This window comes from Couchioplanes azureus (genome assembly GCF_014648355.1).
GTDB lineage: Bacteria > Actinomycetota > Actinomycetes > Mycobacteriales > Micromonosporaceae > Actinoplanes > Actinoplanes azureus.
Genome location: NZ_BMQY01000002.1, coordinates 393,298 through 415,141 on the forward strand (window position 1 = coordinate 393,298; position 21,844 = coordinate 415,141).

At 73.6% G+C, this 21,844-nt stretch carries 13 protein-coding genes; 9 read left to right on the top strand and 4 right to left on the bottom strand.

The genetic code is table 11. The features are described from left to right. Positions 1 to 133 precede the first annotated feature (133 nt). The 3 genes from IEY99_RS08910 to IEY99_RS08920 all read left to right on the top strand — a co-directional run bounded on the left by IEY99_RS08910 (position 134) and on the right by IEY99_RS08920 (position 3,472). Positions 134 to 2,038, top strand: coding sequence for an acyl-CoA dehydrogenase family protein (locus IEY99_RS08910; protein ID WP_189201289.1), 1,905 nt, complete (start codon positions 134 to 136; stop codon positions 2,036 to 2,038). 45 nt (positions 2,039 to 2,083) lie between these two features. Further along, the gene (gene lexA, locus IEY99_RS08915; protein WP_189201291.1) at positions 2,084 to 2,722 is read left to right on the top strand and encodes a transcriptional repressor LexA; all 639 of its coding nucleotides are present in this window, start codon (positions 2,084 to 2,086) and stop codon (positions 2,720 to 2,722) included. Positions 2,723 to 2,803: 81 nt separating this feature from the next. Beyond that, complete coding sequence (locus IEY99_RS08920) at positions 2,804 to 3,472, top strand: enoyl-CoA hydratase-related protein (RefSeq protein WP_189201293.1); 669 nt, start codon at positions 2,804 to 2,806, stop codon at positions 3,470 to 3,472. 58 nt (positions 3,473 to 3,530) lie between these two features. Here the strand turns inward: IEY99_RS08920 and IEY99_RS08925 are convergent, their stop codons facing one another. From IEY99_RS08925 to IEY99_RS08935, 3 genes are all read right to left on the bottom strand, one after another. Next, positions 3,531 to 3,815, bottom strand: a complete 285-nt coding sequence (locus IEY99_RS08925) for a ribbon-helix-helix domain-containing protein (RefSeq protein WP_189201295.1) — start codon at positions 3,813 to 3,815, stop codon at positions 3,531 to 3,533. After that, entirely contained in the window at positions 3,815 to 4,069 is a 255-nt protein-coding gene (locus IEY99_RS08930; protein WP_229798361.1) for a hypothetical protein, read from the bottom strand. Before IEY99_RS08930 ends, IEY99_RS08925 begins: the two co-directional genes overlap by 1 nt. Before the next feature lie 200 nt (positions 4,070 to 4,269). Next, positions 4,270 to 6,057, bottom strand: coding sequence for an alpha/beta hydrolase (locus tag IEY99_RS08935; RefSeq protein ID WP_189201297.1), 1,788 nt, complete (start codon positions 6,055 to 6,057; stop codon positions 4,270 to 4,272). Between the two features lie 136 nt (positions 6,058 to 6,193). On the opposite strand from IEY99_RS08935, the gene IEY99_RS08940 reads away from it, so the two are divergent. From IEY99_RS08940 to IEY99_RS08950, 3 genes are all read left to right on the top strand, one after another. Then, complete coding sequence (locus tag IEY99_RS08940) at positions 6,194 to 7,798, top strand: CoA transferase (protein ID WP_189201299.1); 1,605 nt, start codon at positions 6,194 to 6,196, stop codon at positions 7,796 to 7,798. Between the two features lie 103 nt (positions 7,799 to 7,901). Continuing rightward, positions 7,902 to 9,353 (top strand): PepSY-associated TM helix domain-containing protein, encoded by a 1,452-nt coding sequence (locus tag IEY99_RS08945; RefSeq protein ID WP_189201301.1) that lies wholly within the window; start codon positions 7,902 to 7,904, stop codon positions 9,351 to 9,353. 90 nt (positions 9,354 to 9,443) lie between these two features. After that, positions 9,444 to 11,564 carry a PKD domain-containing protein gene (locus IEY99_RS08950; protein WP_189201303.1) on the top strand — a complete coding sequence of 707 codons (2,121 nt, stop codon included), beginning with the start codon at positions 9,444 to 9,446 and terminating at the stop codon, positions 11,562 to 11,564. 54 nt (positions 11,565 to 11,618) lie between these two features. On the opposite strand, the gene IEY99_RS08955 is transcribed toward IEY99_RS08950, so the two are convergent. After that, on the bottom strand, positions 11,619 to 13,337 hold the full coding sequence (locus tag IEY99_RS08955; RefSeq protein ID WP_189201305.1) for an AfsR/SARP family transcriptional regulator: 1,719 nt from the start codon (positions 13,335 to 13,337) through the stop codon (positions 11,619 to 11,621). 197 nt (positions 13,338 to 13,534) lie between these two features. Between IEY99_RS08955 and IEY99_RS08960 the strand changes: the two genes are divergently transcribed. From IEY99_RS08960 to IEY99_RS08970, 3 genes are all read left to right on the top strand, one after another. Next, the gene (locus IEY99_RS08960) at positions 13,535 to 15,205 is read left to right on the top strand and encodes a multicopper oxidase family protein (protein WP_189201307.1); all 1,671 of its coding nucleotides are present in this window, start codon (positions 13,535 to 13,537) and stop codon (positions 15,203 to 15,205) included. After that, a complete protein-coding gene (locus IEY99_RS08965) occupies positions 15,205 to 15,987 on the top strand; it encodes a hypothetical protein (RefSeq protein WP_189201308.1) in 783 nt (260 codons plus the stop codon). The genes IEY99_RS08960 and IEY99_RS08965 overlap by 1 nt, the downstream gene beginning before the upstream one ends. Before the next feature lie 146 nt (positions 15,988 to 16,133). After that, positions 16,134 to 21,785: a peroxidase family protein gene (locus IEY99_RS08970; protein WP_189201310.1), complete on the top strand. Its 5,652-nt coding sequence runs from the start codon at positions 16,134 to 16,136 to the stop codon at positions 21,783 to 21,785. The last annotated feature ends 59 nt before the right edge of the window (positions 21,786 to 21,844 follow it).

A 21,844-nucleotide genomic window follows, 5' to 3' on the forward strand; every position in this document is an offset into this window, starting at 1 on the left:
CCGGACCGTCTTGAGCCCGAGCCAGGTAGCGATCCGGTTGGCGGCGGGACCCGTGAGCACTCAGGGCTACCGCTCGGTAACAGACGTGAGTAGCGTGTGGCTAGCGAGTCGTACCGGGTCGAAGGGGAAAACCGTGACCACGACGCACCGCAAGCCGGCCGATGTCTCCGAGCAGCAGGCACGACGGGTCGCCGAGGCCGCCCGGGAGTCCGAGTGGCGCAAACCCAGCTTCGGCAAGGAGCTCTTCCTGGGCCGCTTCCCGCTGGACCTGATCGATCCCTGGCCCACCCCCGAGCCCCGCGCCGACGCCGACGACTTCCTCGCCCGGCTGGCCGAATACCTGCGCACCGGGGTCGACGGCGCCCGCATCGAGCGCGAGGACCGGATCCCGGACGAGGTCTTCCACGGCCTCGCCCGGCTGGGCGCGTTCGGCATGAAGATCGACAAGCAGTACGGCGGCCTCGGGCTGTCGAACCTGCACTACTGCAAGGCGCTCACGCTCGTCGCCTCGGTGAGCCCCGCGGTCGCCGCCCTGCTCTCCGCGCACCAGTCGATCGGCGTGCCGCAGCCGCTCAAGATCTTCGGCAGCCCCGCCCAGAAGCAGGAGTTCCTTCCCCGCCTGGCGGCCGGCGAGGTGTCCGCTTTCCTGCTCACCGAGCCGGACGTCGGCTCCGACCCGGCGCGCCTGGGCACCGTCGCGGAGCCGGTCGAGGGCGGCTACCGGCTCAACGGGGTGAAGCTGTGGGCCACCAACGGCACGGTGGCCACCCTGCTGGTCGTGATGGCCCGGGTGCCGGAGCGGGGCATCACCGCCTTCGTGGTGGAGGGCGACGCGCCGGGCATCACGGTGGAGCGCCGCAACTCGTTCCTCGGCCTGCGCGGCCTGGAGAACAGCGTGACCCGCTTCCACGACGTGTTCGTCCCTGCCGGCAACGTCATCGGCGGCCTCGGCAAGGGCCTGCGGATCGCCCTGACCACGCTGAACACCGGCCGGCTGTCGCTGCCCGCCATGTGCGTGGCCGCGGGCAAGCGCTCGCTCGCCATCGCCCGCGGCTGGTCGGCGGAGCGGGTGCAGTGGGGCCGCCCGGTCGGGCGGCACGAGGCCGTGGCCGGCAAGATCGCCTTCATCGCCGCGACGACGTACGCGATGGAGTCGATGCTCGACCTCTGCTGCGTCATCGCCGACGACGACCGCAACGACATCCGCATCGAGGCGGCGCTGGTGAAGCTCTTCGCCAGCGAGCAGGCCTGGAAGATCGCCGACGAGCTGGTCCAGATCCGCGGCGGCCGCGGGTTCGAGCGGGCCGAGTCGCTGGCCGCCCGCGGCGAGCGGGCGTCCGAGGCCGAGCAGATCCTGCGCGACCTGCGGATCAACCGGATCTTCGAGGGCTCGACCGAGATCATGCATCTGCTCATCGCGCGCGAGGCGGTCGACGCCCACCTGTCGGTCGCCGGCGACATCGTCGACCCGGAGGCCGGGCTCGGCCGCAAGGCCCGCGCCGGGGCCCGCGCCGGCGCCTTCTACGCGCGGTGGCTGCCGACCCTGGCCGTCGGCCGCGGTCAGGTGCCCACCGGGTACGCCGAGTTCGGCCCGCTCGCCCACCACCTGCGATACGTCGAGCGTGCCTCCCGCAAGCTCGCCCGCTCGACGTTCTACGCGATGTCACGCTGGCAGGGCAGGCTCGAGCACAAGCAGGGCTTCCTCGGCCGCATCGTCGACATCGGGGCGGAGCTGTTCGCGATGTCGGCGGTGTGCGTCCGTGCCCGCGCCCAGCGCCAGGACTCGCCGCAGGGCGTGGAGCTGGCCGACCTCTTCTGCCGGCAGGCGCGGCTGCGGGCGGAGGCGCTCTTCGCCGCGCTCTGGGACAACACCGACGCCCTCGACGTGACGGCGGCGCGGCGCGTGCTGGACGGGCGCTACGCCTTCCTCGAGGAGGGGGTGCTCGCGCCGCCGTCCGACGCCGCCTGGGTGGCCGCGTGGCAGCCGGGCCCGGCCACCGTGGACGACGTGCGCCGGCGCATCCCGCCGCCGGCCTGAGCGCGCCTGCCGGCCGGGCGGCCGTCCATCAGTCAAGATCTCCAGATGTCACTGGCCGAGGATCTCGACACGTCCACGCTGACGCCACGGCAGCGGGCGATTCTGACCGTCATCCGGGACTGGGCGATCAGGTACGGCTACCCGCCGTCCACCCGCGAGATCGGCGACGCGGTCGGGCTGGCGTCGGCCTCGTCGGTGAGCCGTCACCTGCGCGTGCTCGAGGAGCGGGACTTCCTGCGCCGGGGCCGCAGCGCGACGCGCCCGGTCGACATCCGGATGTTCCTGCAACCGACGGCGCGCCGGGCCGAGGACACCGTGGGCGTCCCGCTGGTCGGCACCATCGCCGCGGGCAGTCCCATGCCGGCGCAGGAGGACGCCGAGGAGACCCTGACGCTGCCCCGCGACCTGGTCGGCCGCGGCGAGCTGTTCTGCCTGCGGGTCCGGGGCGACTCGATGGTCGATGCGGCGATCTGCGACGGCGACATCGTGGTGGTGCGGCGCCAGAGCGAGGCGTACCAGGGCGACATCGTGGCCGCGATGATCGACGAGGAGGCCACTGTGAAGGTCTTCCGCCGCCGTGGCGGGCATGTGCTGCTCGAACCCCGCAATCCGGCGTACGAGCCGATCGACGGCGACCGGGCGGTGGTGCTGGGCCGGGTGGTGTCGGTGCTCCGCCGGGTCTGAGCCGCCTCCCCGCGGACCCCTGGCGCGGCCAAGTTACTTGGGAGTAACATAATCCGGCCGCCCACGAGCGAGGAGCCTGCTGTGCCAACTCTCGACCGCCACGACGACGTCTTCGTGCTCGACCTCGGGGACGGGGAGAACCGCTTCCACCCCGACTGGATCGCGAGCGTGCACGCCACCCTCGACAAGGTCGAGCAGGCCGGCAGCCCGTGCGCCCTGGTCACCACCGCCACCGGGAAGATCTGGTCCAACGGCCTGGACCTGGGGTGGCTGGGCGAGAACGCCGACAAGTTCCAGGAGTACGCGGCCAGCGTGCACGAGCTGTTCGCCCGGGTCCTGGCCCTGCCGGTGATCACCGTGGCGGCCCTGCAGGGCCACACCTTCGCGGCGGGGGCGATGCTGTCGCTGGCGCACGACTTCCGTGTGATGCGCGCCGACCGCGGCTACTGGTGCCTGCCCGAGGCCGACATCGAGATCCCGTTCACCCGGGGCATGTCCGCGCTGATCCAGGGGCGCCTCGCCCCGCAGGCCGCGCACCGGGCGATGACCACCGCGCACCGCTACGGCGGAGCCGAGGCGGCCGCCGCGGGCATCGTGGACCAGGCGGTCGGCGAGGAGGCCGTGCTGCCCACCGCGCTCGCCCTCGCCGAGACCCTGACGACCAAGGCCGGACCGACCCTCGGCACGATCAAGGCCCGGATGTTCGCCCGCGTGCTGGAGACGCTGCGCGACGCCGACCCACTCGGCTGACCGCGGGCCGGAACCGCCGCGCGGTGCCGGCACGCCCGGGACCGCGGGCCGACGGCCGTCAGGTGGCGTTCTTCACGGCGATGTCGATGGCCCGGTGCAGGTCGGACCGCCGGAGGGTGATCAGCTCGTCGGTGTCGTTGTCCAGGTAGTCCTCGACCACCTCGCGGATCACCTCGTTGGGGCTGATGCCCCGGCTCTGCGCCAGGGTGACCAGGCGCTCGGTCGTCTCGTACGACATGGAGACCGCGTGCACGACCGCGCCGGGACGATGGCCGTTGTCCCGGTGTGCCGTGCTCCAGTCCCGGTCGTTCAGGGACGCCGCCGCGTCCTCGAATCTGCTCATCAGTCCCCCTTGATCCGGGCGATCGCCTCGATCTCCTCGTCGTCGAGGTATCGGGCCGAGGCGACGGTGTAGACGTCATCGCTGTCCTCGATGAGTGCCACGACGAGCCAGTCTCCCTTGCGATCCTGCCCGGCGACCTGCATGGCCGACCCGGTGTGGCGGCGTACCACCCCGTGAGCGTGCAGCACCTCCATCACCGACAACGGGCTCATCCGGGCGGTGAGCAGGTTGTCGTAAGTATCGTCCGTGAACACGTAGGCTTCGTACGGCTCCGTCTCTGCAGAATCATCGAACAGCTGCAACCCCTCCGATCCGGTGTGACGGTGTTCGGACACCGAGATGCCCACACTAGGGACCGTGTGTTACCGCCCGTGTGCCAAAGATGACATTCCGTCGCACCGTACCATCCATCGGATTCGATGCACGCACCGGTGATCGTGTCGCGCGCTCGCGGTCATCCGCCGTTCATGGGGAGCATCGAGGCCGGGTAGAGGCCCGCGACCGGCGGCAGGGACTTGGTCTCCCCGGCGGCGGAGACGGCCGCCACCGAGATGGAGTCGGTCTCCACCTCCCTGCCGCTGGTGCGCCCGAACGGCTGCATCGACGAGCGGCACAGCGTGCCCGCGGCCGGCAGGGCGCCCTCGATCAGGTACGCGTCGACGGCGCGGGTGACGCAGGCCGAGGTGCCGTAGGCGGTGTGACCCCAGTTGTCGCTGGACAGCAGCCGGCTGCCGGGCAGCCGGCGCGACGCCGACACCGCCTCGCGGTAGTTGGTCGCGGGATCCCAGTAGTTGCCGACGAACAGCACCGGGGCGGCCGTCGTACGGTCGAAGGGGCCCAGGTACGCGTCCTCGTCGCGGACGGTCCAGGTGTTCTCGGCGCAGGCGGCGCTGCCCCAGCCCCAGGCCCGGCCGAAGTAGGGCGCGCGGGCGTCCGCGCGCGCGGTCAGCACCGGCCAGCTCGCGGCGTCGGCGGGGTGCCGGGCGTCGGTGCACATCACCCCGGCGAACGCCTCGGCCGAGTTGTCGTACGGGAAGTCGCGTCCCGGGGACCGCAGCCGGTCGAGCCGGTCCAGCAGGGCCTTGCTCGCCAGCGAGCGCTGCTTGCCGGTGACCTTGCCCGGCGCGGCCAGCAGCGCCTCCACGGAGGCCGCGATCTCGGTGACCATCTCGCCGGCGTACGGCGTGTAGAGACTGCTCAGCACGAGGCTGACGAAGTCGGCGTAGGTGACCTTGAAGGTGCTCTTGCCGAACCGGAGGACCAGCGGCTTCGCGCGCAGCTTGCGGGCGATGGCGGCGAAGTGCTTCGCGGGGTCGCCGGCCGAGAACACGCAGCCCTGCGGGCCCACGCGGTCGCAGCGCGCGAGCAGCTTGGTCAGCGCCCGGTACGCCCCGTCCGCGGAGCGCAGCCGGTCGTCCAGGAGCTGGTCCCGGGTCTGCGGGGTGCCGGTCCAGGAGACGGGGTCGATGACGCCGTCGAGGGCCAGGGCGCGGACCCGGTCGGGGAACATGTTGGCGTAGTACTGCCCGAGAGCCGTGCCGTAGCTGAAGCCCAGGAAGGTCAGCTTGGTGTCGCCGACCGCGCGGCGCAGCACGTCCATGTCGCGGGCCACCTCGGCGGTGGACATGGCCCCGGCCAGCGTGGCGCCGGTCGTGGAGCAGCCCCGGCCGATCGCCTGGACGGACTTGACGAAGGTGCTCTCCTGCGGCGTGCCGTACGGGAAGAGCATGTTCATCTTCGCCATCACGATGCTCTGCGCCCGGGTGGAGGGGAAGCAGGCGACGGTGTCGCTGAAGCCGATGCCGCGGGGGTCGAAGCCGACGATGTCGAACCGGTCGAGGACGCCGTCGCTGAGGAACATCGACGACGACGCCGCCATGGCGGTGCCGGAGCCGCCGGGGCCGCCGGGGTTGACGAAGAGGCTGCCGATCCGGCTCTGCGGCTTGCGGGCCTTCACCCGCAGCAGGGCAATCTCCACCGTCGGACCGGCGGGGTCGTCGTAGTCCAGCGGCACCGTCACCGTGGCGCACTGGCCCACGCCGTAGCAGTTGTACCAGGCCGGCGCCGGCGCGGGGACGCGGTCGACCCGCTCGGCCTCCTCCGGGCTCGTCACGTCACCCGAAGCGGCCGCCGCCGCACGGGGCGCCGGAGCCGCCGAGGCGGCCGGGGCCGGCGCGACGAGCGCGCCGGTGATCATCAGGGCCGCCACCCCCGACACCGACAGACGACTGGTGAGCGACATTGCAAGCGCCTCCTGGCGGCTCGGCCCCACGGTGAACTCCGTCGGCTCTCCTTCGGCACCGCACCGGGCTACTTGACCATCGCCCCGGGCGGACTTTCCGGGAACCGTGGCGGGCCGTTTCCCGACCACTCTCAGCGTGGATACCAACCAGCACGCGGGGGCCACCGCCGGGATCGGCGCGTTCGACGAGGTGAGCGCCCAGGCCACGTACGGGCTGATGGCCGTGCACGGGCGGGCCGCCGGCCGCCCGCGCCGCATCGGCGTCGACTACCTGACCGCCGCGACCCGGATCGTCGCCGCGCAGGGAACCCTCGCCGCCGAGCTGTCCGGCCTGCGCGGGCAGCCGGTCGGGCAGGTCCGCGTCGACCCCGCCTCGGTGGCCCTGCTGACCGTGTCGCAGTATCTCGCCGCGGCAACCGCGGCCGATCCCGAGCACCCGGAACGCTACGAGCAGCGGGGCACGCCACCGCCCTTCTGCACGATCGACGGGATCCGCGTCGAGCTGGAGACGCTCGATCCCGAGCCGTGGTGGACGCTGTGGACCGGCCTGCAGGTGCCGGCCCGGCTGGTCGATTCCGGGTGGCACGCCTTCGTGACCCGCTCGGCGACCGCGGTCGCCCCACTGCCGCCCGAGCTGCACGAGGCCGTCGCCGCACTGACGTACGCCGAGCTGGTCGGCGCGGCGCGGGCCGCCGGAGTCGCGGTGCAGCCGGTACGGTCGCACGCGCAGCGGCTGACCGATCCCGGTCTCGGCGGCGGCGCGTGGTCGGTCAGCGTCACCACCGACGCGGTGCGGCCCGCCGCGGCCGCGCACCCCGGCGGCCTGCCGCTGGCCGGACTGACCGTGGTGGAGGCGGGGCGGCGCGTCCAGGGCCCGCTCGCCGCGCACCTGCTGGGCCTGCTCGGCGCCCGGGTGATCCGGGTGGAACCCGACGGCGGCGATCCCTCGCGCGGCATGCCGCCGATGGTGGGCGGCTGCTCGGCGCGGTTCCTCGCCGTCAACCGGGGCAAGCGGGTCGTGACGGCCCGCCTGCGCACCCGGGCCGGTCAGGACACGGTCCGCGAGCTGGTCGCCGGGGCGGACGTCTTCCTGCACAACTGGGCGCCGGGACGGGCCGCCGCCCTCGGGCTGGACAGCACGGACCTGGCGAAGGTCAATCCGGGCCTGGTGTACGCGTACGCCTCCGGCTGGGGCGACGCGCGAGGCCCCGGGGCACCGCCGGGCACCGACTCCACCGTGCAGGCGTACGCCGGGCTGGGCGAGCATCTGCGCCCCGCCGACGAGCCGCCGGCCGGATCGCTGATGACGCTGCTCGACGTGCTCGGCGGTCTGGTGTCGGCCGAGGGGGTGCTCGCCGCGCTGGTCGCCCGGCACGCCGACGGGCGCGGCCGCCGGGTGGACAGCAGCCTGCTCTCGGCCGCCGGGGTCCTGCAGCACAGCCGGCTGAGCGGGCGGGAGCCGGCGCGCCCGGCGTGGGGACCGCTCGGTGCCCCGGTGGCGACCCGCGACGGCTGGGTGGTCGCGCCACGGACGCCCGCCGGCTACGACGATCCCGCGCTGCCGGTGGCCCTCGCGCAGGTGAGCACCGACGAGGCGCTGCGCGCGCTGCACGCCGACGGGGTGCCCGCCGTCCGCGTCCGCACCGACCTGGCCGAGCTGGCCACCGATCCCGCCGTACGTCCGCTGCTCGACATCGACGGCTGCGCCTTCGTCCGCGCGCCCTGGAGGTTCCTGCCATGACGGTCCTCACCGCCGGGCTGCCGCCGATCACGGCGGGAACCAACCGGCGGTCACGGGCGACCAACGCTGCAGTCCCACACCGCCGACCGTGACCGGAGTTTCCATGACCACCACCGCACCACCCTCCCCGGCGCCCCCCGTCGCGCGCCGCCGGGACCGGTCGGCGAGGGGCTTCGGCCCCCTGCTGCTGCGCCTGCACTTCTACGCCGGCATCCTGGTCGCGCCGTTCCTGCTGGTCGCGGCGCTGACCGGGCTGGCGTACGTCTTCGCGCCGCAGCTGGAACGCGCCGTGTACGCCGACGAGCTCGTCGTGGCGGAGCCCGGCGGGCCGGCCCGCCCGCTGGCCGAGCAGATCGCCGCCGCCCGCGCCGCGCACCCCGAGGGCACCCTGACCACGGTACGGCCGGGGCACGGCGACGCCACCACGCAGATCGACTTCACGTCGCCGGAGCTCGACGAGGAGCACCGGCACACGGTGTACGTGAACCCCTACACCGGCGCGGTGACCGGCCGGCTGACCACGTGGTGGGCGTCCACGCCGCTGAAGACCTGGCTCGACGACCTGCACCGCAACCTGCACCTGGGCGACCTCGGCCGGCACTACTCGGAGTTCGCCGCGAGCTGGCTGGGCGTCATCGCCGTGGGCGGCCTGATCCTGTGGTGGCGGCGCCAGCGCGGCAACCGTACCGCCCGCCGGCTGCTGACCCCGGACCTGAGCGCGCGCAAGGGCGTCCGGCGTACCCGCGGCTGGCACGCCGCCACCGGGGTCTGGCTGACCGCCGGCCTGCTGGTCCTGGCCGCCACCGGCCTGACCTGGTCGCGCTACGCCGGGGACAACTTCAGCGTCGCCGTGGACGCGCTCCAGGGCAGCCGTCCCTCGGTGTCCACCAGCCTGACCGGCGCGGGCGCGCAGCCGTCCGGCGGCCATCACGGCGGCGGCAGCGGCTCCGGCACGGCCAGCACGGCGGCCGACCCCGCGGCGGCCGACAGGGTCGTGCGGGTGGCCCGCGACCACGGCCTGTCCGGGCCCCTGGAGATCACCGTCCCCGAGGACGCCGCGACGGCGTGGTCCGTCGGGCAGATCCGCAACGAGTGGCCGGTCGGGCGCGACGTCGTCGCCGTCGACGCCGCCACGGGCACGGTCGTGGACCGGGTCGACTTCGCCGACTGGCCGCTGCTGGCCAAGCTGACCCGCTGGGGCATCAACGCCCATATGGGCACCCTGTTCGGCCTGGTCAACCAGCTGCTGCTCGCCGCGCTCGCCGTGGGCCTGGTCTGCGTCATCGGCTGGGGCTACCGGATGTGGTGGCAGCGCCGCCCCACCCGCGCCGGCCGCCGCGCGCTCGCCGGGGCGCCGCCCGCGCGCGGAGCCTGGCAGCAGCTGCCGACCTGGGGCGTGGTGGCCGGCGTTCCGCTGGTCTTCGCGCTGGGCTGGGCCCTGCCGCTGTTCGGCGTCCCGCTGGCGGCGTTCCTGCTCTTCGACATCGCGGCCGGTGCCGTCCGCGGCCGCCGCCGGCCGCCGGTGCCGGTGTCCCCCGCACCGGCCGGCAGGTAGGGGCACTTCAGGCGGGCTTCAGGCCGGCCTCAGGCGGGCCACGGGACTCCTCGGCATGGTGTGACGCTCCAGATACGTCTGAGGAGTCCCATGAAGAAACTACTGGCTCGCCTGCCGGTCGCCCTGGGCGTCGCCGTGGCGGTCGTGGCGCCGCTGGCCAGCACCGCGGCCGCCGTCGTCGTCGCACCGTCGGCCCCCCGGGCCGGCAAGCTCACCCAGGTCGGCCCGATCGCCGAGCACGGCTTCCCGGCCTGGTACCGCGACAGCAACAACGTGCGCCTGGAGGCGTGCACGACGCTCGACGACCCGCTCTGCTCCACGCTGCCCGACGAGGTGCCCGACCCGGACCAGCCGGTGTCGTACCCCGACAACTTCCCCGGCGAGTTCTTCTACCAGCTCGCCGGCGCGGAGCTGACGCTGGCCAACGGCGTCGACGCCACGATCGGGATGGATCTCGAGGGCGCCTGGGCCGCCGAGGAGGTGCGCGAGGGCGACCAGATGGTCTTCGGCCGGATCCGGATCCGGTTCGACGCCAACGAGGGCGAGCGCTACCGCATCACCCACCCGTACGGCATCGACGACATCGTGGCCGACGACCGGGGCGTCAACATGACCGAGGACATCGGCACCACCCCCGGTGCGTTCGGTCAGGCGTTCACCTCGCGGGTCGGCCCGTTCCTGAAGTGGGACCCCGCCGTCGCGCCCGCCGCTCCGGCCGGTTACGTCGGCGACCCGGGTGTGGACCACAAGGTCGTCGGCAGCCCGTACAACACCAACTTCGTGCGGATCGAGCGCCTGGACCCGGTCACCGGCACAGTGCTCTCCGAGCTCGGCTTCACCGACCTCTTCAGCGTCCAGGGCCGGTACGCGACCAACGCCGGCGTCGACCTCGACCAGGCGACCTACAGCGTCGGCCCGGACGGCACCGGGGCGATCGAGGTCTTCGCGACCAGCGAGCCGGACCAGGTGATCGAGGTCGCCGGCAACGAGGCGCTCGGCTTCCGCGGTGCGCCGCTGCGCGGCGCCGACGGCCGCTACTACGGCCGCTTCCCGGTCACCGGCCCGGTGCCGGCCGGAACCACCGTCGAGGTGGTCAACAGGAGCGACCAGCCCGCGGCCCGCAAGAAGCGTGCCCTGGTCGACGTGGTCCGGGTCGAGAACGTCGCCTACGACGCCGACGCGCAGACCCTGAGCGTCTCCGCGTCCTCCAGCGACCTCGCCTCCCGGCCGGCGCTGACGGTGGCCGGCTTCGGCCCGCTCACCGGCTCCCCGTTCACCGGCGTCGTGGCCCCGCCCGCGACGATCACGGTCACCTCGGCCGCCGGCGGCACCGCGACGGCGTCGCTGATCGGCTCCGGCCGCACCTTCCAGCCGAACGCCCCGGTGGCCGCGGCCACGGCCGACACCCCGGCCATCGTCGGGCAGAGCGTGCGCCTCGACGCTCGGGCCACGGTCGGCGAGGTCGACTCGTACGCGTGGACGCAGGTCTCCGGGCCGCCGGTCGCGCTGACCAACCCCACCGCCGCCCTGGCGACGTTCGTGCCCACCACCCCCGGCGCGTACGTCTTCAGCCTGGCCGTCCGCGGACCGGGTGGCACCGCGGTGCCGGTGAGCGTGACCGTGGACGTGACCGCGGCGGCGGCACCCCAGGCCGACGCCGGCGCCGACCTGACCGTCATCCGGGGCCGCTCGGTGACGCTGGACGGCTCGAAGTCGACCACGGCCGAGTCGTACTCGTGGCGGCAGGTGTCCGGTCCGGCCGTGACCCTGACCGGCGCGACCTCGGCCCGGGCCGGGTTCGTCTACCCGGCGCAGGCGCTGCCCGCGGTGCCCGGCCCGAACGCGACGTACGTCGCGAACAACGACCCGGTGGTGCTCGAGCTGACCGTGCGCAACCCGGCCGGCATCGCCACCGACCTGGTCACCGTGCGGCCGCAGCCGGAGACGCTGTCCAACTTCGCCGTGCGCTACCGCACCAACACCAACGAGTGGCGGATCTCCGGCACCAGCGACCTGCCCGCGGGGCAGCGCGTCGCGGTGGTGCTCGGTCTGACGCTGACCGGCCGGGTGATCGGTGTGGCGACGGTGGATGCGACCGGGGCGTTCAGCGTCCGGGTGACCGGCCCGGTGCCGGGTGCCATCCGCAACATCAGCTTCGTCACGTCGACGGGCGCGGTACGCCTCGGCGTACCGGTCACGGTGACGAACTGACCCGGGTGAACAGGCACGGCTGAGCCGTGCGCACAACGGCGGCGGTCTCCTGTCTCAGGAGGCCGCCGCCAGTTGGTTGCGCAGGTGCGTGCTGGAGGCGTGCGAGACCTGCTCGGCGATGGCGTCGCGGATCATCGCGCTGCGGTGGCGCACCGTGCCGTCCGGCTCCTCGCTCAGCAGGAACGCGTGGACCAGGCTGTCGATGCAGGAAAGCAGCTCGGGCACGCTACGGCCGGTGAGCGGCGCCAGGTCGGCCGTGCCCAGCGGGCCGAGGACCGCGCACGAGCGCAGCACCTGCCAGGCGAGCTCCGGCATCCACCGGGTCCGCTCGCGGGCGATCTGCATCGCGACCGCGTGCGCCAGCTCCGCAGGGCGGGAGGCGACCGCCACCAGCGCCGGGATCCCACCGGTGCGGTCGAGCAGGGTGTCGTCGCCCAGCGGCGCCAGATCCGCGGCCGTCAGCGGGCCCAGGCGCAGCACCACCGGCGTGTTCAGGCTGGCCAGCGGGCGCCCGACGAGCTGCGAGGGGTAGCAGTAGGTGAGCACGATGCGCAGCCCGGGACAGTGCCGGCCGAGCCAGGCCAGCTCGGTGACGCTGGCCGGGTCGAGGTCGGCGGCGTCGTCGACGGCGAGGAAGCACGGCTCGGGGCCGGCGAGGACCGTGGCGACCAGCTCCAGCTCGTCGCCGCGCAGCGGCCGGTCGCTGGCGGCGTCGACGACCGCCAGCACCTCCGGGCCGGCGCCGAGCTCGGCCAGCGCCGTCCGTAGCCAGGTCAGGCGCAACACGCCGGCGGACGAGCCGCCGTGGCCGACACCGGCCCGGCCCGGCGCGTGCCGGGCGACCTCGGCCAGGAAGGCGGACTTGCCGGACCCGGCGGGACCGACCACGTGCACGAGCGGCGGGGCGTCCGGCCCGAAGAGGATGCTCAGCTGGGTGGCCCGGCCGAGGAAGCGGTGCGAGGGTGCGGAGGCCCGCACGGCCGGGAGCACGGCGACCCGTTCGGGCTCCGCCGCGGCGGCGACGGCGTGCCGCCCGGCCAGGACCTCACGGTGCAGGCGGACGAGCCCGGCCGAGGGCGCCACGCCGAGCTCCTCGTCGAGGACCCGGCGGCAGCGGTCGAAGATGCGCAGTGCCTCGTCCGGCCGGTCCATGGCCACCGCCGCGGCCATCGCCGCCTCGTACCCGCTCTCCAGGTAGGGGCTGAGCTCGATCGCGTCCAGGGCGAGGCGCAGGGAGCGCGCCGGGTCGCTCGGCAGCGCGGCCTTGGCGAGCTCGAGCAGGGAGTTGACGGCGGCGAACTGGACCTCGCTGCGGGCGGCGTCGGCCCAGTCCGCGTACGGGTCCTCGGGGAAGGGCAGCTGGCGGGCCAGGGCAAGGATCCCGGCGTGCGCGACGAGGCGCTCCGGACCCTCCGTCGGCAGCGCGTCCAGGCCGCGGATGGCGGCGCGCAGCTCGGCCAGGTCCAGCTCGGCGCGGCCGGTGTCGAACAGGTAGCCGCCGCTGCGGGTCACGATGAACCACGACGACGCGTTGCCGGCGGGCTGCAGGCGCCGCCGGATCACCGACACGTAGTGTTCGAGGGCCGCCACGTGGTTGCCCGGGAGCTTCGCCCCCCACACCGCGTCGGCCAGGGCGTCCTTGGACTGGATGCGGTCGTGCCGGGCGGCGAGCACGCCGAGGACCTGGCGGGCACGGCGCGGCAGCTCGGCGGCGGGCAGAACCACCCCGTCGCCGTCGGTCACCGCCAGCTGTCCGAGCACACAGACGCGCATCGCCACCTCCTCGACGGGATCAGATCGGCAGCGGAGCGCGAAGCTGAACGTTTTGCGGCCGCCTTGAGCCGCACCTGAGGGACCGCTGAATCGACGGGCGACGATCCAGGCCGCGACTCCAGGATTTTCAACGGCGCTCCTCAGAGCCGGTTCCTAGGGTCTGCGGTCACCTGCACGTCTCCCCCTTGGAGTTTCGGATGTCCCGTGGCAACGTGAGCCGGCGCAGCCTGCTCAGAGGTGCGCTGGCGGCCGGCGGTGGCGGCCTGCTCGTCGCGACCGCCGGCGGCGAGGTGGTCGCCAAGTCGAGCAAGCTGGCGTCGAGGAACACCCCCACCCCGTTCACGACCATGTTCCGGCGCCCTCCGGTGCTGATGCCGTCCGAGCAGGGCGTCGACGACCAGGGCCCGTACCACCGGTACCGGCTGACCCAGTGCGTCGGCCAGGCCAGCATCGTGCCCGGGCTGCTGACCCCGATCGCCGGCTACAACGGCATCTTCCCGGGGCCGACCATCCGCGTCCCCCAGGGCACCCGCTCCGAGGTCCGGATCACCAACAAGCTGACCACGAACCCGCTGCACGGCAAGCCGTTCAGCACCGTGACGCACCTGCACGGCTCGGCGTCGCTGCCGCAGTACGACGGCTACGCGAACGACCACACCGACCCGGCGTACTGCAAGACCTACAAGTACCCGAACTGGCAGCAGGCCCGCACGCTCTGGTACCACGACCACAACCACCGCACCACCGCGCAGAACGTCTTCGCCGGGCTGGCGGCCCAGTACCACCTGAGCGACCGGTACGAGCGCGCCCAGCTGCCGCAGGGCGAGTACGACGTCCCGCTGATCGTCAGCGACCTGGCGTTCAAGGCCGACGGCTCGGTGGCCTTCGACGGCGAGGACCACGAGGGCTTCATGGGCGACGTGATCCTGGTCAACGGCGTGCCGTGGCCCAAGATGCGGGTCAAGCCGCGGGTCTACCGGTTCCGCGTGCTGGTGGCGAGCATCTCGCGCTCGTACCGGTTCATGCTCAGCACCGGCGAGCCCATGCACGTGGTCGCCACCGACGCGGGCATGACGCCGAAGGTCGCCGCCGTGTCCTCCTTCCGCCAGGCGCCCGCCGAGCGGTACGAGATCCTCATCGACTTCCGCAAGTACAAGCCCGGTACGAAGATCGAGCTGCGCAACCTGAGCAACAAGAACAACACCGACTTCCGCAACACCGGCAAGGTGATGCAGTTCGAGGTCGTCGCGGACCCGGCCGGCCCGGACCCGTACGAGATCCCCAAGGTGCTCGACCTCGGGCCGCAGCCGTTCGCGAACCGCGGCGCGATCGACGTGAACCACCTGAAGCCGGAGATGGCCACGGCCCGCCGCAAGATGCGGCTGGAGCGCAAGCACGGCCTCTGGACCATCAACGGGGAGACCTGGGACGACGTCGAGAAGACCAACTTCCAGCGGGTCTTCGCCAACCCAAAGCCGTACGCCGTCGAGATCTGGGACCTGGTCAACGAGTCGGGCGGCTGGTTCCACCCGCTGCACATCCACCTCGTCGACGGCAGGATCATCGCCCGCAACACCACGCCCGACCGCAAGGCGCACGCCTGGGAGAACGGCGGCAAGGACGTCTTCTACCTGGGCGAGAACGAGACCGTCAGCGTGCTGATGCAGTTCACCACCGGCGACGGCAACGCCGGCGGGCGCTACATGGTGCACTGCCACAACCTCATCCACGAGGACAACGACATGATGATCCAGTTCGCGGTCGGCGACATCAACGCCAACGACCCGATCTCGTCGGATCCGGCGTACGAGGACTACGAGCCGGTGGCTCCGGTCGTCTACGCCCCGTCCTACCCGCTGGGCAGCTGATGGGCACCGCGGGAGGGATCCGGACCCGGCTGCGCCGCGGCCTCGCCGTGGCCCTGGTGCTGGTCTGCGTGGCGCTGGCGCTGCGCGCGGGCGGCTGGTTCGGCGGCCCGGTCGAGGCGATGGAGCCGGCCGGGGTGGTCACCGACGACGCCGGCGACGGGCTCGCCACCACGACCTTCGACGGGCCGATGGTGCGCAAGCGGGCCGCGATCGCCATCCACCCGGCGAAGGGCGCCGACCGCGCGCAGATCGCCTCGGAGCTGCGCGCGGCGGCGGCGGCCGCGGGCGTCGGCACGCTGACGGACGCGACCTTCGCCGTCTTCAGCGCCCAGATGCTGGAGTATCTGGTGCCGGAGATGACGTTCGTGCTCCCCGAGGGCACCGCGGTGGCGGACGGCGAGGCGTTCATGCGCGACCACCAGCCCCGTACGGTGGCGTTCTACCTGGTCGAGCCGGTGGTCGTGCACGATCTGACCTTCGGGGTCGTCCCGGCGCCCGGGGTCGACCCGGCCGACGTGCTGGCCCGGGTGGACCGCGAGGGCATCCTGGCCGACTCGCTGAACCACTACGTGCCCACGGTGCAGAAGTCCGGGCTGACCGTGCGGTACTTCGGCGCGGTTCTCAGCGACGGCCGGATCCTCGCGGTGCGCGAGGCGCTGGGCCGGGCCGCCGGGGTGCCCGCGGAGCGGGTGGCGGTGTCGGCCAACCTGCCCGGCCCGGGAGTGGACCTCTCCCAGGGCCTGCCGAACCTGGTGGAGGGGCCGCGGCCGCACCACGGCTGAGCCTCTGACGCCTGCCTGAAGGCCGTCCTCCGTCGAGGGGACGGCCTTCAGCTCGTGCTCAGCCGGACCTGAGGGCGACCACACCGGCCACGTCCAGGATGTGCGAATCACACGGATTCTCCCCTGACTCCCCCGGAGAACGCCTCATGAAGCTCCCCCTCGGTCTCGCCGTCGGCAGCCTGCTCGCCACGACCCTGATCGCCACCCCGGCCGCCGCGGCGCCGGCCGGCCAGGGTTTCACGATCACGCCCGCGGACCTGGCCTACATCCTCAAGCAGATCAAGATCGCCGAGGCGCACGCCGCGGCCACCACCAGCGAGACCGGCCCCTGCGGGGCGCTGCTCGGCACCGGGCCCGACCAGCTGCCCAGCCCGCTGCTCTCGCAGGGCCTGCGCACCGTCGACGGCTCCTGCAACAACCTCGTGGCCGGGCAGGAGCACTACGGCGCCGCCGACCAGCTCTTCCCCCGGCTGAGCGGCAAGGACTTCACGGCGGCGGAGAACGCTCCCGCGGGCCTCTTCGGCCCCGGCAGCCCCGCATTCCCCACGACGTACGCGGACAAGCGCGCGAACAACACCGTCGTCGACTCGCAGCCGCGCCTGATCAGCAACCTGATCGTCGACCAGACCGCGGCCAACCCGGCGGCGGTCGCGGCGGCCGGCAACCCGGTACGCAGCCAGTCCGGCGCCACCACGCCGGCCACCGACGGCGCCACGACGCTGTTCATCCCCAACGTCACCACCGACGTCGGGCTGAGCGCCCCGTACAACTCGTGGTTCACCCTCTTCGGGCAGTTCTTCGACCACGGCATCGACCAGACCGTCAAGGGCGGCGGCACCGTGGTGGTCCCGCTGCGCGCCGACGACCCGCTGATCGCCGGCCCCGACCGGACCCCGGGCACGGCCGACGACCCGAAGCCCGGCGACGCGCGCTACGTGCCCCCGTCGATGCGGTTCATGGCGCTGACCCGCGCCGCCAACCAGCCCGGCGCGGACGGCAAGCTCGGCACCGCCGACGACGTGCAGGACGCCAAGAACACCGACTCCCCGTTCGTCGACCTCTCGCAGACGTACACCTCGCACGCCGCGCACCAGGTCTTCCTGCGCGAGTACGCCGACGACGCCGCGGGCCGCCCGGTCTCCACCGGCCGGCTGCTGTCCGGCGCCGCCGGCGGCCTGCCCACCTGGGCGGAGACCAAGCGGCAGGCGCGCGAGCGGCTCGGCCTCGCCCTCACCGACGCCGACGTGCTGGACGTGCCGTCGATCCTCACCGACCCGTACGGCAAGTTCGTCCCGGGCCCGGCCCGCGGCCTGCCCCAGTACGTGACCGCCACCGGCCTCGTCGAGGGCGACCGGGCGAACCCGGTGCCGGTGCCGGCGAACACGCTGCGCTTCGACACGCCGTTCGTCACCGACATCGCGCACCACGCCGACCCGACCCCGGTCGACGCCGACCACAACCCGGCCACCCCGAGGGTCGCGCCGCGCCCCGACGACGACCAGGGCGCCTCCGCGGACTTCGCGAGCCAGCCCGCCGGCACGTACGACGACGAGATGCTGGCGGCGCACTACATCGCCGGCGACGGCCGGGCCAACGAGAACATCGGCCTGACCGCCGTGCACCAGATCTTCCACTCCGAGCACGAGCGGCTGGTGGGCGACATCGAGCGGGTGCTCACCGACGCCGGCGGCCCGGCGCTCGCCGAGTGGAAGCTGGGCGAGGCGTGGAACGGCGAGCGGCTCTTCCAGGCGGCCCGCTTCGTCAACGAGATGGAGTACCAGCACCTGGTCTTCGAGGAGTTCGCCCGCAAGATCCAGCCGGGCATCAACCCGTTCCAGCCGTTCGCGTTCACCCAGAGCGAGCTGAACCCGGCGGTGTACGCGGAGTTCGCGCACTCGGTCTACCGCTTCGGGCACTCCATGCTCACCGAGTCGATCTCCCGTACGGACGCGGACGGGGCGGACACCTCGATGTCGCTGCTCGACGGGTTCCTCAACCCGATGGCGTACACCGCGAACGGCACGCTCTCCCCCGAGCAGGCCGCCGGCGGGATCGTCATGGGCATGTCGGAACAGGTCGGCAACGAGCTCGACGAGTTCATGACCGACACCCTGCGCAACAACCTGCTCGGCCTGCCGATGGACCTGGCCGCGATCAACATCGCCCGGGGCCGCTCGGAGGGCGTGCCCTCGCTGAACAACCTGCGCCGCATCCTGCACGAGCGCACCAACGACGGGCGGCTGGCGCCGTACCGGAGCTGGGTCGACCTGGGTGAGCACCTCAAGCACCCGGAGTCGCTGGTCAACTTCGTCGCCGCGTACGGCGGGCACCCGTCGGTGCGCGCCGCGGGCACCGTGGCGGCGAAGCGGGCCGCGGCCCGCGCCATCGTCGACCCGCAGCCCGGCGACGTGGCACCGGCCGACGCCGCCGCGTTCATGAACGCCACCGGCGCCTGGACCACGGCGACCTCCGGCCTCGACCACGTCGACCTGTGGGTCGGCGGCCTGGCCGAGACCACCCAGCCCTTCGGCGGCCTGCTGGGCAGCACCTTCGACTACGTCTTCGAGAGCCAGCTCACCAACCTGCAGAACGGCGACCGGCTGTACTACCTGGCCCGTACGCCGGGCATGAACCTGCGCGCGCAGCTCGAGGGCAACTCGTTCGCCGAAATGATCATGCGCAACACCTCGGCGCACACCCTCAAGGCGGACGTGTTCGCCACCGCCGACTGCAAGTTCCAGCTCGCACACCTGGACGGCACGGAGGCCGGCTACCGGGCCGCGGGCAACCGGGTCACCGACGACCCCGGCACCGACTGCGACGAGCAGGCGCTGCTGGTCCGCATGCCCGACGGCACCATCCAGTACAAGGCCCGCAACACCGTCGACGCGCCCGGCATCAACGGCCAGTCGGTCTACAACGGCACCGAGGGCCGCGACCGCGTCGTGGCCGGCAACGACAACGACACCCTCTGGGGCAACGAGGGCGACGACGTCCTCGAGGGCGGCGCCGGCGGCGACCACGCGCTCGGCGGCGAGGGCGACGACGTCCTCACCGACCTCGGCGGCGACGACATGCCCAAGGGCGGCGACGGCAACGACGCCATCGACGCCGGCCCCGGCCTGGACGTCGTCAACGGCGGCACGGGCAAGGACTTCACCAACGGCGGCGCCAACGCCAACGACACCTTCGGCGGCGAGGGCGACGACTTCCTCATCGCCGGCGACGGCGAGGACGCGGCCTGGGGCGACGCCGGCGACGACTGGATGGAGGGCGGCAACTCCCCCGACCTGCTCCAGGGCGACAGCGGCAACCTGTTCTTCCTCGACGACTCCAACAAGCCCGGCCACGACGTGCTGATCGGCCAGGGCGGCGACGACGACTACGACATGGAGGGCGGCGACGACATCGGGGTGCAGGGCCCCGGCATCGAGAAGAACGCCGGCGGCTCCGGCTACGACTGGTCCATCGCGGCGACCCGCGAGCAGGGCGGCGACGACCAGCCGATGGACGCCGACCTGGACCTCCCGCTGAACCCGCTGGACGTCCTCGCGGTCGGGGTCCGGGACCGCTACAACGAGCTCGAGGCCCTCTCGGGCGGCGCGGGCGACGACGTCCTGCGCGGCGACGACGTGATCCCGTCGACCGTGGGCGGCGACGGCGGCGGCTTCCTCGGCTGCGACGCCCTCGACGCCGCGGGCATCGCCCGGATCAGGGGCCTGGACCAGGTCGTCACGCACCTGCCGACCCCGGCCTCCGCGGTGGGCAACCAGAGCGGCCGCCCGTGCGACCTGCACGGCAACGTCTGGGGCGAGGGCAACATCCTGCTCGGCGGCGCGGGCGACGACACCATCGAGGGCCGCCTCGGCGACGACATCCTCGACGGCGACCGCTACCTGACCGTCCGGCTCAGCGTCCGCGACGCCCAGGGCAACGAGATCCGCTCGGTGCGCAGCATGGCCGAGCTCCAGGCCGACGTCTTCGCCGGCCGGGTCGACCCCGGCGACATCGTCACCGTCCGGGAGATCCTGACGGCGCCGGCCGCGGGCCAGGACACGGCGGTCTTCTCCGGCACCCGGCACCAGTACGCCGTCGACCCGTTCGGCGACGCCCTGGTCGTGTCCGGCCCGGACGGCACCGACATCCTGCGCAACATCGAGAAGCTGGCGTTCGCCGACCAGACCGTCGAGGTCACGGCGCCCGTCGCCTTCGCGGGCGTCACCGCCTTCGCCGGCGACGGCCGGGCCACGGTGCTGTGGACGCTGCCGGACGAGACGGCCGGCGACCGGATCACCGGCTTCACGCTGGAGCGCACCGACGGCGGCACCACCGTGACGACCGAGGTCGGCGACGCCACTGCCCGCACCCTGGTGGTCCCGGGCCTGGCCAACGGCGTGGCGGTCAGCTTCCGGATCCGCGCCACCACGGCGGACGGCCCCGGCGACTGGACCGCGTGGTCGGCACCGGTCACCCCGGCGCCGCGCACCGGGGAGCCCGGCGACGACGCGGGCACCGGCGAGCCGGGGAACGACGACGCCGGCGAGCCCGGCGACGAGGACACGGGTGAGCCCGGCGACGGCGACACCGGCGGCGACACCGAGACGCCGGTGGACCCGGCTCCGGAGACGCCGGTGGACTCCGGCGCGGGGGCCCCCACCACCCCGGCCAACCCGGGGAACCCGACCAACCCGACCACGCCCACCCGCCCGGTCACCCCGACGGCACCCGACGCCCCGACCATCGGCACCGCGACGGCCGGCGACGGCACGGCGGTGGTCCGCTGGACCGCACCGGCACACGACGGCGGCACCCCGGTCTACGGCTACGAGATCCAGGCCCTGGACCACGAGACGGGCGTCGTGCTCGGCGTGGACGTCGCCGGGCCGGACGCCACGGAGATGACGTTCACGGATCTGGTCCGCGGCGCGGCGTACTCCTTCTGGGTCCGCGCGGTGAACGCCGCGGGAGCCAGCGAGTTCTCCGCGATCTCCAACCGCGTGGTGCCGACGGGCCCGGCCACGGGAACGCCCGGCAACCCCAGCCCCGGCACGCCGAGCGACCCGGGCACGCCGAGCGACCCGGGCCTGCCCAGCAACCCCGGCACGCCGAGCAACCCCGGCACGCCCAGCAACCCCGGCACCCCCGGCGCGCCGGCCGACCCGGGTGCACCCACCGCCCCGGGGCCGGGTGAGCAGCGCACCGCGCCGGGCAGCCCGCGGATCGGGCGGGCCACCGCCGGCAAGGGCCTCGCGGTCGTCCGGTGGACCGCGCCGGCGGACAACGGCGGCATGCCGATCACCCGCTACGAGGTGCAGGTGCTCGACGCCGCGACCGGGACCCCGGTGGGCAAGGTCCGCACCGCTCCCGCGACCGCCTCGGTGCTGTCGGTCACCGGCCTCGCCAACGGCAAGGCCTACCGCTTCCGGGTCCGGGCCGTGAACGGGATCGGCACGGGCGCCCTGTCGCCGGCCTCGGCGGCGGTCACGCCCCGGACGGCCCCGGGCCTGCCGCAGCGCCTCACCGGCACCCCGGGTGCGGCCCGCGGCGCGCTCACCGCGACGCTGCGGTGGACGGCTCCCGCCTCGACCGGCGGAGCGCCGGTCACCGCGTACCGGATCACCCGCCAGCGGCTCGACGCCGACGGCTCCCGGCGCGGCGCGCCGATCGTGACGACGGTCTCCGGAAAGGCCCGCTCGTTCACCTTCACCGGCGCGAACAGCCGCTACCGCTGCACCGTCCAGGCCGTCAACGCGGCCGGGGCGGGCCGGGGCCGGGCGCTCACCGTCAAGACGCGGTGACGGCTCCGCACATCCGGTGAGGCACCTTCCGGCGGCGCTGCGCATGCAGCGCCGCCGGA